Origin of the sequence: Streptomyces sp. NPDC058685 (genome assembly GCF_042714725.1) — a bacterium.
Taxonomy (GTDB): Bacteria; Actinomycetota; Actinomycetes; order Streptomycetales; family Streptomycetaceae; genus Streptomyces.
Map to the genome: position 1 here is coordinate 211,486 of NZ_JBHXSL010000008.1, position 13,624 is coordinate 225,109.

General features: G+C 71.3%; 15 protein-coding genes. 7 read left to right on the forward strand and 8 right to left on the reverse strand.

Annotated elements, in window-relative coordinates; genetic code table 11:
* The first annotated feature begins 264 nt into the window (after positions 1–264).
* Positions 265–1,068, forward strand: a complete 804-nt coding sequence (locus ACFWU3_RS10555) for an IclR family transcriptional regulator (protein ID WP_384434172.1) — start codon at positions 265–267, stop codon at positions 1,066–1,068.
* A 60-nt stretch (positions 1,069–1,128) separates the two neighbouring features.
* Here the strand turns inward: ACFWU3_RS10555 and ACFWU3_RS10560 are convergent, their stop codons facing one another.
* Positions 1,129–3,363: a tetratricopeptide repeat protein gene (locus ACFWU3_RS10560; protein WP_384434175.1), complete on the reverse strand. Its 2,235-nt coding sequence runs from the start codon at positions 3,361–3,363 to the stop codon at positions 1,129–1,131.
* 232 nt (positions 3,364–3,595) lie between these two features.
* Between ACFWU3_RS10560 and ACFWU3_RS10565 the strand changes: the two genes are divergently transcribed.
* The gene (locus ACFWU3_RS10565; protein WP_384434177.1) at positions 3,596–3,739 is read left to right on the forward strand and encodes a hypothetical protein; all 144 of its coding nucleotides are present in this window, start codon (positions 3,596–3,598) and stop codon (positions 3,737–3,739) included.
* 122 nt (positions 3,740–3,861) lie between these two features.
* Here the strand turns inward: ACFWU3_RS10565 and ACFWU3_RS10570 are convergent, their stop codons facing one another.
* On the reverse strand, positions 3,862–4,173 hold the full coding sequence (locus tag ACFWU3_RS10570) for a DUF5955 family protein (RefSeq protein ID WP_384434180.1): 312 nt from the start codon (positions 4,171–4,173) through the stop codon (positions 3,862–3,864).
* 76 nt (positions 4,174–4,249) lie between these two features.
* Entirely contained in the window at positions 4,250–4,642 is a 393-nt protein-coding gene (locus tag ACFWU3_RS10575) for a hypothetical protein (RefSeq protein WP_384434182.1), read from the reverse strand.
* A gap of 98 nt (positions 4,643–4,740) precedes the next feature.
* On the opposite strand from ACFWU3_RS10575, the gene ACFWU3_RS10580 reads away from it, so the two are divergent.
* Complete coding sequence (locus ACFWU3_RS10580) at positions 4,741–5,346, forward strand: NTP transferase domain-containing protein (protein WP_384434184.1); 606 nt, start codon at positions 4,741–4,743, stop codon at positions 5,344–5,346.
* A gap of 270 nt (positions 5,347–5,616) precedes the next feature.
* Positions 5,617–7,239: a malate synthase A gene (gene aceB, locus ACFWU3_RS10585; protein WP_384434187.1), complete on the forward strand. Its 1,623-nt coding sequence runs from the start codon at positions 5,617–5,619 to the stop codon at positions 7,237–7,239.
* Between the two features lie 71 nt (positions 7,240–7,310).
* Here aceB and ACFWU3_RS10590 read toward each other — a convergent pair whose 3' ends face one another.
* The 3 genes from ACFWU3_RS10590 to ACFWU3_RS10600 all read right to left on the reverse strand — a co-directional run bounded on the left by ACFWU3_RS10590 (position 7,311) and on the right by ACFWU3_RS10600 (position 9,189).
* The gene (locus ACFWU3_RS10590) at positions 7,311–7,607 is read right to left on the reverse strand and encodes a SelT/SelW/SelH family protein (protein ID WP_384434190.1); all 297 of its coding nucleotides are present in this window, start codon (positions 7,605–7,607) and stop codon (positions 7,311–7,313) included.
* 67 nt (positions 7,608–7,674) lie between these two features.
* On the reverse strand, positions 7,675–8,628 hold the full coding sequence (locus ACFWU3_RS10595) for a fibronectin type III domain-containing protein (protein WP_384434193.1): 954 nt from the start codon (positions 8,626–8,628) through the stop codon (positions 7,675–7,677).
* 138 nt (positions 8,629–8,766) lie between these two features.
* Positions 8,767–9,189: a hypothetical protein gene (locus ACFWU3_RS10600; protein WP_384434196.1), complete on the reverse strand. Its 423-nt coding sequence runs from the start codon at positions 9,187–9,189 to the stop codon at positions 8,767–8,769.
* 190 nt (positions 9,190–9,379) lie between these two features.
* Between ACFWU3_RS10600 and ACFWU3_RS10605 the strand changes: the two genes are divergently transcribed.
* Both ACFWU3_RS10605 and ACFWU3_RS10610 read left to right on the forward strand, forming a co-directional pair.
* Positions 9,380–9,919: a hypothetical protein gene (locus ACFWU3_RS10605; protein ID WP_384434311.1), complete on the forward strand. Its 540-nt coding sequence runs from the start codon at positions 9,380–9,382 to the stop codon at positions 9,917–9,919.
* 200 nt (positions 9,920–10,119) lie between these two features.
* Complete coding sequence (locus tag ACFWU3_RS10610) at positions 10,120–10,962, forward strand: CAP domain-containing protein (protein WP_384434199.1); 843 nt, start codon at positions 10,120–10,122, stop codon at positions 10,960–10,962.
* 42 nt (positions 10,963–11,004) lie between these two features.
* Here the strand turns inward: ACFWU3_RS10610 and ACFWU3_RS10615 are convergent, their stop codons facing one another.
* Together ACFWU3_RS10615 and ACFWU3_RS10620 are read right to left on the reverse strand one after the other, a co-directional pair.
* Complete coding sequence (locus ACFWU3_RS10615) at positions 11,005–12,309, reverse strand: ATP-binding protein (RefSeq protein WP_384434202.1); 1,305 nt, start codon at positions 12,307–12,309, stop codon at positions 11,005–11,007.
* Entirely contained in the window at positions 12,306–12,992 is a 687-nt protein-coding gene (locus tag ACFWU3_RS10620; protein WP_384434205.1) for a response regulator transcription factor, read from the reverse strand. Before ACFWU3_RS10620 ends, ACFWU3_RS10615 begins: the two co-directional genes overlap by 4 nt.
* 36 nt (positions 12,993–13,028) lie before the next feature.
* Between ACFWU3_RS10620 and ACFWU3_RS10625 the strand changes: the two genes are divergently transcribed.
* A complete protein-coding gene (locus ACFWU3_RS10625) occupies positions 13,029–13,610 on the forward strand; it encodes a hypothetical protein (protein ID WP_384434208.1) in 582 nt (193 codons plus the stop codon).
* Positions 13,611–13,624: the final 14 nt, after the last annotated feature.

The following is a 13,624-nucleotide window of genomic DNA, read 5'->3' on the forward strand; positions in this document are numbered from 1 at the left end:
CACACGCGCGAACGAACCACCCCGGAGACGTCGAGCCGCCCCGCCCGGACCCGCCCCTTGGACGTTTCCACAAAGTGGAAGTAAGATTTCACAAGGCAGAACGTTGCTTCCACCAAGGTGGGCGCCGAGCACTGTCGGAGGTGTCCGCCGACACGGGGACAAACACCCCCTGACCGGCAGAGACGCCATGAAGGGAGCAGTGTGCCGGTCACAGCCGCCCGGTAGGCTGCTGACTTGCCCGCCCTGCCCGAAAGGACCGTTGCCGTGCCGACGTCCAGCGCCAGCACCACCGATGCAGCCAAGGCCGCGAACAGCGGCGGCGTGCAGTCCCTGGAGCGTGCCTTCGACCTGCTCGAAAGAATGGCCGACGCGGGCGGCGAGGTCGGACTGAGCGAACTCTCCGCCAGCAGCGGTCTGCCGCTGCCCACGATCCACCGCCTGATGCGCACGCTCGTGGCCTGCGGCTATGTACGCCAGCAGTCCAACCGCCGCTACGCCCTCGGCCCCCGGCTGATCCGTCTCGGCGAGTCCGCGTCCCGGCTGCTCGGGACCTGGGCGCGTCCGTATCTGGCCCGCCTGGTGGAGGAGACCGGCGAGACGGCGAACATGGCGCTGCTCGACGGCGACGAGATCGTCTACGTGGCCCAGGTGCCGTCCAAGCACTCCATGCGCATGTTCACGGAGGTCGGCCGGCGGGTCCTGCCGCACTCCACGGGGGTGGGCAAGGCGCTCCTGGCCAACACCCCGCCGGACGAGGTGCGGGCCCTGCTGGCGAGGACGGGCATGCCGGCCGCCACCGAGAAGACGATCACCACACCCGAGGGCTTCCTGGACGCGCTGGAACTGGTCCGGGCCAGCGGGTACGCGGTGGACGACAACGAGCAGGAGATCGGCGTGCGCTGCCTCGCGGTGTCCGTGCCGAACTCACCGACTGCCGCGGCGGTCTCCATCTCCGGCCCGGCCGGGCGGGTCACCGAGGCGGCCACGGAGAGGATCGTCCCGATCCTCCAGGAGGTCGCGCAGGACCTGTCGACCGCGCTGGCGAACACGGCCGGCGGGAACGCCTGACGGATCCGGGCGGACTGCGCTGCCCCACGCGTCGCGCCGGGCGCTCAGCGCCCCGGGAGTTCAGCCACGTGCCTGGAGGCGCCGGCGGAGCAGCTTGTTCCGGGTGGCGAGCGTGTCCGGGTGCTTCGGACCCAGCACCCGCTCCTGCACCGGAAGCAGCTCGGCCCAGGCTTCCACCTGACCGGGCACATCCCCGAGCACACCCCGCAGACCGGCGAGCTCGTGCCGGGTGGCGAGCGTGCGCGGATGCTCCGGACCCAGCACCCGTTCCTGCACCGGAAGCAGCTCGGCAAACGCTGCGACCGCACCGGCCACATCCCCTGCCAGGCCTTCGTACCGCACCAGGTGGCGCCGGTTCTCCAGAGTGACCGGGTGATCCGGCCCCTGCATCCGCTCGCGCACCTGGAGCAGTTCGGCCAGGGCCCGTACCGCGCCGACGGCGTTGCCGGCCTCACCCTGCCAGCGAGCGGCCTCGTGCCGGGTGGCGAGCGTGCGCGGATGCTCCGGACCCAGCACCCGCTCCTGCACCGGCAGCAGCTCGGCCAGGGCCGCGACAGCGCCGGACACATCTCCCACCTCGCCCCGCCACCTGCCGAGAAGGTGCCGGGTGGTGAGCACCTCCGGGTGCTCCGGGCCCAGCACCCGCTCCTGCACCGGCAGCAGCTCGGCGAGGGCCTCCACCGCGTCGACCGCATCCCCCGCCTCACCGTGCCAGACGGCGAAACTGCTCCGGAGGGCCAGCGTGTCCGCGTGCTCCGGGCCCAACACCCGCACCACCACGGGAAGCAGCTCGGCGAAAGCCTCCACCGCGCCGGCCGCATCCCCCGCCTGGCCCCGCCAGTTGGCGAGATTGTGCCGGGTGGCCAGCGTGGCGGGGTGTTCCGGATCCAGCACCCGGTCGAGCAACGGGACCAGCTCGGCGAAGGCCTCGACCGCGCCGGCCATGTCGCCCGCCTCGCCTCGCAGACCGGCGAGGTTGTGCCGGGTGGCCAGCGTGTCGGGGTGTTCCGGACCCAGGACGCGCTCCCGTACCGCGAGCAGCTCGGCGAAGACCTCGGCCGCGCCGACCGCGTCTCCCGCCTTGCGCCGCCAGTGAGCGAGTGTGTGCCGCGCCGCGAGAGTGAGCGGGTCCTCCGGTCGCCCGGTCCTCTCCGAGGCGGCGACGAGGAGGGCGCTCAGTCGGACGGCTTCCCTGTAGTCGCCCCTGATCTGTCCGGCCGCTTCGACGGCGGGCCAGATGCTCCTGACGTTGTCCTCGGAGAAATGACCGGCCGCGGGGTTGTCCGGTCCCGGGTCCGGGACAACCTCGTCGGGGGCGGGGGCGGGGGCGGGGGCGGGGGCGGGAGCGGGAGCGGGGGCGGGAGCGGGTGCGGGGTCCTGGTCCGGGGTGGGGGCCGGGGCGGGGTCCGGGGTGAAGTCCTGCGCGATGTCCCGCAGCACGTGGCCGTCCTGGTCGTTGACGGCGGACGCCCGGCGGAGAGCGTGCTCGATGTCGTCGCCGACCGGGTCCGCGGTTTCGCGGGCCTGCACGGGCCGGGGCACCGCGGGGCGGTCTTCGTCCCGCGTCTCCTCGGTGACACCGGAGCGCAGCCGGTCCAGCTGGTCGGTGAGTTCGTCGACGCGGGCCTGGACGCGCTGGGCGAGCTCCTCTGCCTGGCGCTGCTTCTCCTGGGCGCGCCGGAGTTCCTGTTCGGCCCGCTGCTCCTGCTCCCGGGCACGGGTGAGCTGATGCTGCGTCTGCCGTAGGACCGCGGGATCTGCCTGGCAGGCGCGGAGCTGGTCGCGTTCGTCGGTCAGGCCGCTGATCCGCCCCTCCAACTTGTTGATCATCGTCAGCAGGACCATGACGAGCCTGGCGGAGTTGCCGGCGGCTTCCCGGAGCTGATTCTGCTGTTCCAGCGAGCGCGTGAGCCGGTCGTAGACGTCGACCTGCTGGGCACGCACCTCGGCGAGCTCCACGGCCGACGAGGCCGCCGGAGCGGGAGGCGTCCTGGCCGGTGACGGGCTGAGAGCTGCCCGGAGGAGTTTCCCGGCCTCGTCCAGTCGACGCTCCCGCAGCCGTGGCTCGGGAATCGTGGCGCGGATCAGATCGGTCACGAATCGCCGGCCGGGGACCTTCCCGGCCAGTTGCTGGCTGATCTGCGACTTGGACACATGGACCTGTTCGGCCAGCGTCTTCAGCGTCTTGCCGCTGGCGTCGACTTGTGCGCGCAGGAAGTGGGCGAGTTGCTCGGCCTCTTCGCTCTCCGCCCGGATCGGCCCCCAGGGCCTGCCTCCCCGATTGCGCGCGGTCACGTGTCCCCCTGCGTGGCTGCCCCGGTTGTCCACCCTGTTCCGGGACAACATCACCGTTTTCCGGACCTTACCTGCGAGAACACCCCGGACAAGTCCGAACCGTCCGATCCGGCGGCACCGTGTTCCCGTGCCGTACAGCCGACGGCACGGAGAGGGAGATCAGCATGCCGACGCCCCAAGTCCGCACCACCCGCGGCGGAGCAGGTTCCGACGAGGTCAGGGGGATTCGCCGATGAACGGCCTCGACACACGGACCGCCGTCCTGATGCTCGCCGGCGCCGGCGCGACGTACATCGCGTTCCTTCACCCCGCGGTCGGCACCGCACTGCTCGTCGGCATCGCCGTGGTCACGATTCTGCACCTGCTCGTGAAGTGACACCGCCTCCGGCCGGGCGAGGAGGCCGGCCGGAGGCGGCTGCGTTACCGGTGCGGGTCCTGCCGCGCACCCGCGCCGTGCGGGGCGGGGCACGGGGCGAGGCGAGCCGTACCCGGCAGTGTCTAGCGCGGCACCTCGCCGAAGACGTCCATCGCGTTGCGTACCTGCATCAGCGCCGGCGCCAGCGCGCTCACCGAACCGATCGCCCCGGCGATCAGCAGCAGCGACCGCCGCATCCGGGGGATCTCCGGGTCCCCGGCCGCGACCATCGCCGCCAGCACGGCGAGTTCGTCCTCGGCGATGTCCCGGTCGGAGAACTCCGCCGGGTGACCGGCGAGTTCACGGCGGAGCCGGGCAACGGCAGCGCGCAGCGCCGTCGTTCTCGGATCCTCGCCGCTCCCTGTCACCCGCGTCTGCCCCACGCTCCGCAACAAAGCTCTCCCCCTCGCACGTCGTTGTGCCGGCCTCTGACCGACCGTCGTCGGCCGGACACCCAGGGTCGCGGGCAAGTTAACGCCATGCGGGTCCGTGCGCGCCACCGCACGGACCGAATTCAGGACGTCGGCCGTACGGGGTCGATGGCGCCGCGCCGCCCGGTTCCTTGTCGTCGTTCCGGCCGGAGAGCGCCAGGAACACTCCGCCGCGGGCAAGCGTGCCGAGCACGGCGGTGGCGACGACGGCGATGGCCGGATCGCGACCGGACTTCTTCCTTGCCGTGGCGGGCGCGAGGTGACCTGTGGGCACGCCGATCGCGTGCCGCCGCGGCGGACAGCCGTACTGCGGCGTGGGCGCGGCCACCGGCCCCTGCGCGTGGACCGCCCGCGGGCGCCGCCCCTGCGCGTGGACCGCCCGCGGATGCCGCGCCTGCGGGTGGGTCGCGGTGGAGGCGCGCGAGGGGCGCACCCTCTCATCGACTCGCGTCCGTCACGGCGAACTCCAGCGGGGGACGCCGGAGTACCGGACGCCCAGCGCTTCGCCCATATTTGAGGTAGGGAGTCCTCATGGCACACGCATCGAATGAACCCGTCGTCGCCGGACTGCTGCTCGCCGCGGGCGGCGGGCGGCGCCTCGGCGGTCGCCCGAAGGCACTGTTGTCGCATCGCGGGCGGCCGCTGGTGGAGCACGCGGTACGGGTGCTGCGCGAGGGCGGCTGCGACCCCGTGCACGTGGTCCTCGGCGCGGCGGCCGAGCACGTACGGCAGGAGGCCGATCTGTCCCGCTGCGTCGTCGTCGACAACGCGGACTGGCAGGAGGGCATGGGGTCGTCGCTGCGCACCGGACTGGAGTCCCTGTCGGCGACGGACGCCGACGCCGCGCTCGTCTGCCTGGTGGACCAGCCGGGGATCGGCGCGCCCGCGGTGGCGCGGGTCCGGGCCGCGTACCGGTCCCGGGACGCGCTCGTCGCCGCTTCGTACGACGGGGAACGCGGGCATCCGGTGCTCTTCGGGGCGGATCACTGGAAGGCGATCGCGGCGAGCGCGGTGGGCGATCGCGGCGCCCGCGCGTATCTGAGGGAACACGCCGACGCGATCGAACTCATCGAGTGCGGCGACATCGCGAAGGCGTACGACATCGACACGACGGAGGATCTGGCGCACCTTGAATGACCGGCACGCCATCTGCCGTCGGCACGACCGGGGCGGACGGCACACCTTGAGTGAACGGCGTGGCACTCAGAGCCATGGTCTGTCGACCCGGAGAATCTCGATATCAACAAACCATTGAACTTCCACCATGAGGAAACTACTATCCACTGGTCAGAAGCGCCCGACTCCACACAAGCGCCCGCGACCGCATCTCGGCTCTTGCGGCACCGAGTGCCGTACCCCTGCGCCCGGCGGCCGTCAGGCATCGCCCGCTGAAGGAAGTGACAGCTCATGTCCGCACCAGCGCCGTCCCCGCTGGCCATCGTCGAAGCCGAGCCCCTGCCCCGGCAGGAAGAGGTCCTCACGGACGCGGCACTCACCTTCGTGGCCGAGCTGCACCGGCGGTTCACGCCCCGGCGTGACGAACTGCTCGCCCGCCGCGGTGAACGCCGCGCCGAGATCGCCCGCACCTCCACCCTGGACTTCCTCCCGGACACGGCCGCCATCCGCGCGGACGACTCCTGGAAGGTCGCCCCGGCACCCGCGGCGCTGAACGACCGCCGCGTGGAGATCACCGGTCCGACCGACCGCAAGATGACCATCAACGCCCTCAACTCGGGCGCCAGGGTCTGGCTCGCCGACTTCGAGGACGCTTCCGCTCCCACCTGGGAGAACGTGGTCCTCGGCCAGCTCAATCTGATCGACGCCTACGAGCGCCGCATCGACTTCACCGACCCGAAGTCCGGGAAGTCGTACGCCCTCAAGCCCGCCGACGAGCTCGCGACCGTCGTGATGCGCCCCCGCGGCTGGCACCTCGACGAGCGCCACCTCCAGCTCGACGGCCGCCCGGTCCCCGGTGCGCTGGTCGACTTCGGCCTCTACTTCTTCCACAACGCCAAGCGGCTGCTCGGCCTGGGCAAGGGTCCGTACTTCTATCTGCCGAAGACGGAGTCCCACCTGGAGGCCCGCCTCTGGAACGACATCTTCGTCTTCGCCCAGGACTACGTCGGCGTTCCGCAGGGCACCGTGCGCGCGACCGTGCTCATCGAGACGATCACCGCCGCGTACGAGATGGAGGAGATCCTCTACGAACTGCGCGACCACGCCTCGGGGTTGAACGCGGGCCGCTGGGACTACCTCTTCTCGATCGTCAAGAACTTCCGTGACGGCGGCGAGAAGTTCGTGCTGCCGGACCGCAACGCGGTGACGATGACGGCGCCGTTCATGCGCGCCTACACCGAACTGCTCGTCCGCACCTGCCACAAGCGCGGCGCGCACGCCATCGGCGGCATGGCGGCGTTCATCCCGTCCCGGCGCGACGCCGAGGTCAACAAGGTCGCCTTCGAGAAGGTCAAGGCCGACAAGGACCGCGAGGCGGGCGACGGCTTCGACGGTTCCTGGGTCGCGCACCCGGACCTGGTCCCGATCGCGATGGCCTCCTTCGACGCGGTCCTCGGCACCAAGCCCAATCAGAAGGACCGGCTGCGCGAGGACGTATCGGTGGCTCCCGGCGACCTGATCGCGATCGACTCCCTCGACGCCAAGCCGACGTACGACGGCCTGCGCAACGCCGTCCAGGTCGGCATCCGTTACATCGAGGCCTGGCTGCGCGGCCTGGGCGCGGTCGCCATCTTCAACCTGATGGAGGACGCGGCCACCGCGGAGATCTCCCGCTCGCAGATCTGGCAGTGGATCAACGCGGGCGTGGTCTTCGAGAACGGCGAGCGGGCCACGCCGGAGCTGGCCCGCAAGGTCGCGGCGGAGGAACTGGCCGCGATCCGCTCCGAGTTGGGCGATGAGGCCTTCGAGTCCGGCAACTGGCAGCAGGCGCACGACCTGCTGCTGAGGGTGGCGCTGGACGAGGACTACGAGGACTTCCTGACGCTGTCGGCGTACGAGCAGCTCCGCGGCTGATCCTCTTGGCTTCATCGACGCCCCCGGTACCGCACAGCACCGGGGGCGTCGCTGTGCCCGGGATCGACCGCCTACTCCGCCGACCTGTCGGAGTGCCCGAGCGTCCGCCCGGGCGCCACCCGGTCCCGCACGAGCCGCTTGACGGCGGTCGGCTCGGGAAACCCGTGCTCACGCCGGTCCCACACGACGTCACCGTCGACCCGCACGACGAACACCCCACCGGTCCCGGGCTTGAGAGCCAGCTCGTCCAACTCGGCCTCGAAGGTGGTGAGCAACTCCTGCGCCAGCCACGCGGCACGGGGAAGCCAGCGGCACTGGGTGCAGTACTCGATCTGGACGCGGTGGGCGGGGGCGGCGGGGGTGTTCACGGGGGTGAGGCCTTTCGGCTGGTGAGGGCGGGCGGGGCCGACACCATTGTGCCGAGCGCGGCCGTCCCTACCGCACCACCACCGTCCGCTGCGCCGAGAAGTCCCCCCACTTCCCGTCCGGCAGCTTCGCCCGCAGCTTGATGCTGTAGCGCGTGCCCGGCTTGTCGGTGACCGTCATCGTGTACGTCGCCGTCGGCCCTGTCGGCATCGTGCCCCATACGATCGTCGTGGCCGGCTTCCCGTTGAGGTACAACTCGTGGGCCTCCACCGGCTCCCCTCCGGTGTCGGGCGGGGTCCAGGTGAGGCCGATGCTGCCCTTGCGGGCCGTCGCCCTGAGGCCCGTGGGAGCGGTGCTCGGGCCCTTGCCGGGCGCGGCAGGAGTGGTGAGGTCGACGGCGGTGCTGTCGGGCGACGAGTTCTCCGCCGCGTCGCGGGCGCGCACGGTGAACGTGTACACCGTCCCCGGCCGCAGCCCCGTCACCCGGGCGGTCGTCTCGGTACCGGACACGCTGTGGATACGGGTGTCCTCCTGATAGATGTCGTACGAGGTGACCTCGACGTCGTCCGCGGACTGCCCCCAACTGAGGCTCACCGCCCGGCCTCCGTCGACCTTCCCCTTCAGCGTGGCCGGCCGTGTGGGCGCCTTCTTGTCCTCCGGGGTGGGGGCCGGAGTGGTGACGGCGATCGCGGCGCTCGCCTTCGACAGGTTCCCGGCGGCATCACGCGCCCGCACGGTGAAGCTGTACGCGGTCTTCGGCGCGAGCCGGTCGATGTCCACCATCTGCTTGGTGGCCGGCAGCGACTTGACCTTGGTGCCCTTCTGGAAGACCTCGTATCCGGTGACGGCGGTGTCGTCGGTGGCGTGCTGCCACATGACATGGACGGATGTGGCACTGCCCGCCTGCGCGCTGACGCCGGAGGGGGTGCTCGGACTGGTGGTGTCCTTCTCCTCGCCGCCGCAGGCCGTGAGGAGCAGTGCGGCCGCACAGGTCAACGCGGCGATGGTGGGGGGACGTTGCACGGTCGGGCCTCCGCGGACGACGGGCAATGGTCCAGACCTATATGCCACAGTCGGGGGCCGCTCACAAGGGGGTGGGACGGCCCGAGATGGCGATGACCGGGACTCGACTTCCCGAGGCGTGGACCACCAGCGCCTCTGTTACGCGCCGGTCGCCGGAGGCGGCGTCAGCCCCGGCTCAATCGTCGACCTGACGTAGATACGGGTACTGCCAGGCGTGAATTCGTGCGCGAAGAGGTCGACGCAACGGCGCAGGTACCGGCCCTCGGAGGTCTTGAGGTCATCAGGGCAGAGGCTCACCCGCCGCAGCCCTTCGACGAAGATCTCCGGCTCCGGCAGCTCGAGGTGGGCGAAGGCGGCCGCCGGGCGGTAACCCCTCTCCTCGGGATGAAAGTTCCGGATCATCTTGGTACCCGGCCGAATCAGCCGGGACGTGTACGCATCCGCCTCCCGGCTGGGGAGGGTGAAGACGAGCAGTCCCGTGTCGTGGCGGCTGCCGGTCTTGTATCCGGCCCGCCGATCCGAAGCCGCCTTCGGGATGCGGATGCCGATCTGCTCGCTCATCCACGCAGGAGTGGCTCCGCTTTCCCAGCAGCAGGTCATCTCATCGTCCGCCCGGTCCGACGACCCATCGTCGGCGAGGTACACGAACCCTCCGACTGCCGCGGCAACGCAGGCCATGACCGCCGGCACCACGACGCCGAGGACCCTCACACGGCGACGGGCGGACCGCTCGCGAGAGGGATCACCACTGATGCTGTTCATTGATGGACCTCTACCGGCCTTCCTGCTGTTCCCGCCCGGGATCCGTACGCCCGCCCCCGCGCCCCGGGTCGTCGGGCATCGGGCATCGGGCATCGGGCATCGGGCGAGCGTCGCCATTGGGGGCGGAGGCACCCAGGTCGTCGTGCTTGACCGAGCTGCCCCGCCCCCCGCTTACTCGACGTACTTCGATATCTCGGACGCCGGCACCGCTGAACCGTCCCGCCGCCTCAGCAAGGCAGCGATCTGCGCCTCGTCCTTCGCGTGCAACTTCTTCGAGAAGTCCAGGTGTTTCGAGATGTGCGCGCGCACATCTCGAACGAACGTCATCGTTGCCCCCGCCCCGATCTGCATCAACGGCCGCGAATATCAACGATGTTGTGGAGACTCGCTGCAGTTGCCGGGCCGCCGGAATCACGTCCGCAAACGAAGGAACCGCGCCTGCGTCCTGCGAACAGGGGTGCACATGATCAAGGTCGGAGACGACGCCACGGCCCGCCCGTCATGGGCAGAAGCACATCCGCCCGAGTGAAGCACGCGACCTCCCCACCCCCCCACCCACCCGATCGAAGTCTTATGGCTTTCTTAGGGCTTGTTGAAGAAGCCCTTCCGGGCCCCCTCCCCGGCCCCCGTCCGCCATAGGCTCTCTCGGCAACCCCCCACAGTCCCGGTGGGCGCGTCCGCGCGCCTACCGGGGTTACCGGCTCGCCGAACCGACGAGGTGCCTGACGCATGAGTTCCCACCGTGCCGCTCGATCCCGCTCCCATGCCCGCCGCAAGGACGGGCCCGGCAAGCGGAACCTCGTCCTGGCACTGGGCGCGCTCACCGTCACGGCCGGCGTCGGGGCCACCCTGCTCACCGGTGGCGGGGACGAGGGCGGCAAGGGGGAGCGCGTGACGACCAGCGCCGCCGATGCCGCTCCGGACACGACCGCCGGCGAGGACACCACCGGCAGCGCCTCGGCCTCGCCGTCCGCGTCCGCGAGTCCCAGTCCGTCGGCCACGCCGAGCCCGACCGCGAGTGTGCCGGTCAAGCCCAAGGCGAAGAAGACCCCCACGACCGCCCCGAAGACCAACGCGAAGAGCGCCAAGGGCACGGGCGGCAGCGGCGGAGGGCGTGCGTCGGGCCCGGTGTCCGGTGGGTCCGGCTCCGGGTCCGGCGGCTCGGGCGATTCGGACGGCGGCAGCTCGAACGGCGCCGAGGCGCAGGTCCTCGCCCTCGTCAACAAGGAGCGCGCGTCCGCCGGTTGCTCGCCCCTGACCGCGAACGCGCAGCTGACCAAGGCCGCCGACGACTACAGCGACACCATGGCCGCGAGCGGCGTGATGTCCCACACCGGCCCCGACGGATCCACCATGACCAGCCGGGTCGAGGCCGCCGGATACGCCTGGTCCACGCTGGGCGAGAACATAGCCCGCGGCCAGTCGGACGCCGCCTCGGTCATGGACTCGTGGATGAACAGCCCCGGCCACCGCGCGAACATACTGAACTGCTCGTTCAAGGAGATAGGCGTCGGCGTCCACGTCGGCGACGGCGGCCCCTGGTGGACCCAGAACTTCGGCGCCCGCCGCTGACCGGACCCGGTCGGCACCTCGGCGCCCGCCGGTTCCGCTGAGCTACTCCCCCGCGTCCGCCAGCGCGAACGACACCCGTACCCGCCCGCCCCCCATCGGTCCCCGCGCTATCTCCAGCTCCCCGCCCGCGTCACGGGCCGCCCTGGCCACGATGTCCAGGCCGAGCCCCGTGGAACCGCCGACGCTGACCCCCCGGGTGAGCGCGGCCTCCGGGTCCGCGAAGCCCGGTCCCGCGTCGTCCACCGTCAGTCGCACGCTGCGGTCGTCGCGCTCCACCCGTACGGCGAAGGCCGTGCCCTGCGGGGTGTGCCGGAAGACATTGCCGATCAGCGCGTCGACGACGGCGGCGAGATCGTCCTCCGGGAAGCGGACCGGAGTACGCCGCGGGGTGAAGGAACGCTCGCACAGCCGCTCCTGCTGAGCCGCCAGCACGGACCAGAAGTCGAGCCGCATCGCGACCACTTCGGCCAGCTCCGACGATCGCGACGGCGCCGCTCCGCCCGCCTGGCCGGCGGCCAGCGGGGTCCGGGCCGCCGTGATGATCGAGTCGAGTTCGGTCTCGAGCTGTTCGACGGCCGCGGTGATCCGTCCGGCGCCGGGTGACCCCCTGATGAGGTCCACCTCCAGGTACAGCGCGGTCAGCGGCGTCCTGAGCCGGTGGGAGAGGTCGGCGACCATCTCCCGCTCGATGGCGAGCAGTTGGACGACACGGTCGGCCATGTGGTTGAACGCCGCGCCGGCTTCCTGCAGTTCCGGCGGTCCGTCCGGATCCACCCGTACGTCGAGGTCGCCGGACCCCAGCGCCAGTGACGCGCTCTTCAGGCTCCGCGACGAGCGGACCACCCGCGCGCCCAGCCGGTCGGCGACCAGCACCGAGCCGCCCACCAGACCGATGGCCAGCAGCGCCATCACGCCCCACGACGCCCACACTCCGCGGGTCAGATCCGCGCCGGGCACGTACGACTCGACCACGGCGACCCGGTCCTCGGCGAGGACCACGGGCTGTAGGTAGATCCAGCCGTCGGCGGTGTTCATCGCCAGCGTCTCGCGCTTGCTCACGGCCCGTTCCAGGGCCTGCCTCGGAGCGTGCACCGTGCCGACGAGATCGCCGTCCGGGAGCCGTACGGCCAGTTGGTCGTCGGAGCCCAGGCCCGAGACGGCCTGCTGCACATCGGCCGGCTTCGTCGTCAGGGCGAGCACCGGCGAGAGGGCGGCCGCCCGCTGTTCGGCGGCGGTGGTGACCCGGTCCCGGGCCTGTTCGCGTACGAGCAGGGCCAGCGGGATGAGGAAGGACAGCGCGACCATCGTGGTCACGGCGAGGGCGATTCCTGCGAGGGCGCGTCTCATGGCGCGCTGACCAGCTTGATCCCGATGCCGCGCACGGTGTGGAGGTAGCGGGGCTGCGAGGCCTTCTCGCCCAGCTTTCTGCGCAGCGAGGAGAGGTGGACGTCGACCGTCTGGTCCTCCAGATACGGCTGCTGCCACACCTCGGACAGTATGCGCGTACGGGACATGACCTGGTCGGCGTTGGCCGCGAGGTAGGCGAGCAGGTCGAACTCGCGCCGGGTGAGGGAGAGCTCGCGGTCGGCGAGGTGCACGGTGCGGGCGAGTGTGTCGATGCGCAGGTCGGCGACCTGGAGGACGGGTTCCCGGTCACGGTTCGCATCGGGCGCCGACCGCCGCAGCACGGCGGCGATCCGGGCGGCGAGCTGCCCGCCGGAGAACGGCTTGACCATGTAGTCGTCGGCCCCCGCGTTGAGGAGCCTGATGACCTCCCGGTCGTCGTCGCGGGCCGTGGCGACGAGCACCGGCACCCGGGAGATCCCGCGGATCATCCGCAGCACGTCGAGACCGTCCAGATCGGGGAGTCCGAGGTCGAGCACGACGATGTCCGGCGGGCCCTGGGTGACCTCGCGCAGCGCTTCGAAACCCTGGTGAGCGGTCTTGATCGCATACCCGTGCGCACTGAGGACCTCGGTCAGTGCGGCACGGATCACAGGGTCGTCCTCGACGACAAGTACGGAGGCCATGGGCAGGAACGTTAGCCGGTCCGCCACTATGGTGCGGTGCCCCGGTACCTGCGCTATCTGCTCATCTGGCTGTCGTGCACGACAGCCAGCGTCACGGCCGTGATATTCACGGTCCACTTCGTGGTCGGCTCGACCAGGCCCACGGCGCCGGTGGCGCAGTCGGCACCCGAGGGCTTCGCCACCTCCCCGACGCCCTCGGCGCGCCCCTCCCGCTCCCCGAGCCCCACACCCTCTCCGAGCGCTTCCCGGCGGCAGCCGGAGCCGACACCGACGAAGACGGCCGACAAACCGCGGGAGTCGCGGCCGCCCACACCGCGCGCGACGCCGAGTCCGCAGGATCCGCCCTCCGACACGAACCCGGCGGGGAACCAGGGCTGCCAGGAGGGCGGCTCCGGTGTGCACACCATCTCGTCGCGGGGCGGCAGGGCCACGGTGCGCTACGGCAGCGGCGGCGTGTGTCTGATCTCGGCGGTGCCGAACCAGGGCTTCACGGCGAGTACGACGCAGAGCGCCCCGGAGACGCTGACGGTGACGTTCGCCGCCGAGCGGCAGCGCTCGGAGGTCACGGCGACGACGGAGCCGTCGGACCGGGCGAGTGTGCGCGAGACCTCGTTCTAGGACACGGACCGGCC

Bases quoted from the DNA above. Each gene is read 5' to 3' on its own strand.
- ACFWU3_RS10605 (WP_384434311.1), top strand. From the start codon at position 9,380: ATGCTGTTCATTGATGGACCTCTACCGGCCTTCCTGCTGTTCCCGCCC.
- ACFWU3_RS10610 (WP_384434199.1), top strand. From the start codon at position 10,120: ATGAGTTCCCACCGTGCCGCTCGATCCCGCTCCCATGCCCGCCGCAAG.
- ACFWU3_RS10620 (WP_384434205.1), bottom strand. From the start codon at position 12,992: ATGGCCTCCGTACTTGTCGTCGAGGACGACCCTGTGATCCGTGCCGCA.
- ACFWU3_RS10580 (WP_384434184.1), top strand. From the start codon at position 4,741: ATGGCACACGCATCGAATGAACCCGTCGTCGCCGGACTGCTGCTCGCC.
- ACFWU3_RS10565 (WP_384434177.1), top strand. From the start codon at position 3,596: ATGAACGGCCTCGACACACGGACCGCCGTCCTGATGCTCGCCGGCGCC.
- ACFWU3_RS10600 (WP_384434196.1), bottom strand. From the start codon at position 9,189: ATGAGCGAGCAGATCGGCATCCGCATCCCGAAGGCGGCTTCGGATCGG.
- aceB (WP_384434187.1), top strand. From the start codon at position 5,617: ATGTCCGCACCAGCGCCGTCCCCGCTGGCCATCGTCGAAGCCGAGCCC.
- ACFWU3_RS10615 (WP_384434202.1), bottom strand. From the start codon at position 12,309: ATGAGACGCGCCCTCGCAGGAATCGCCCTCGCCGTGACCACGATGGTC.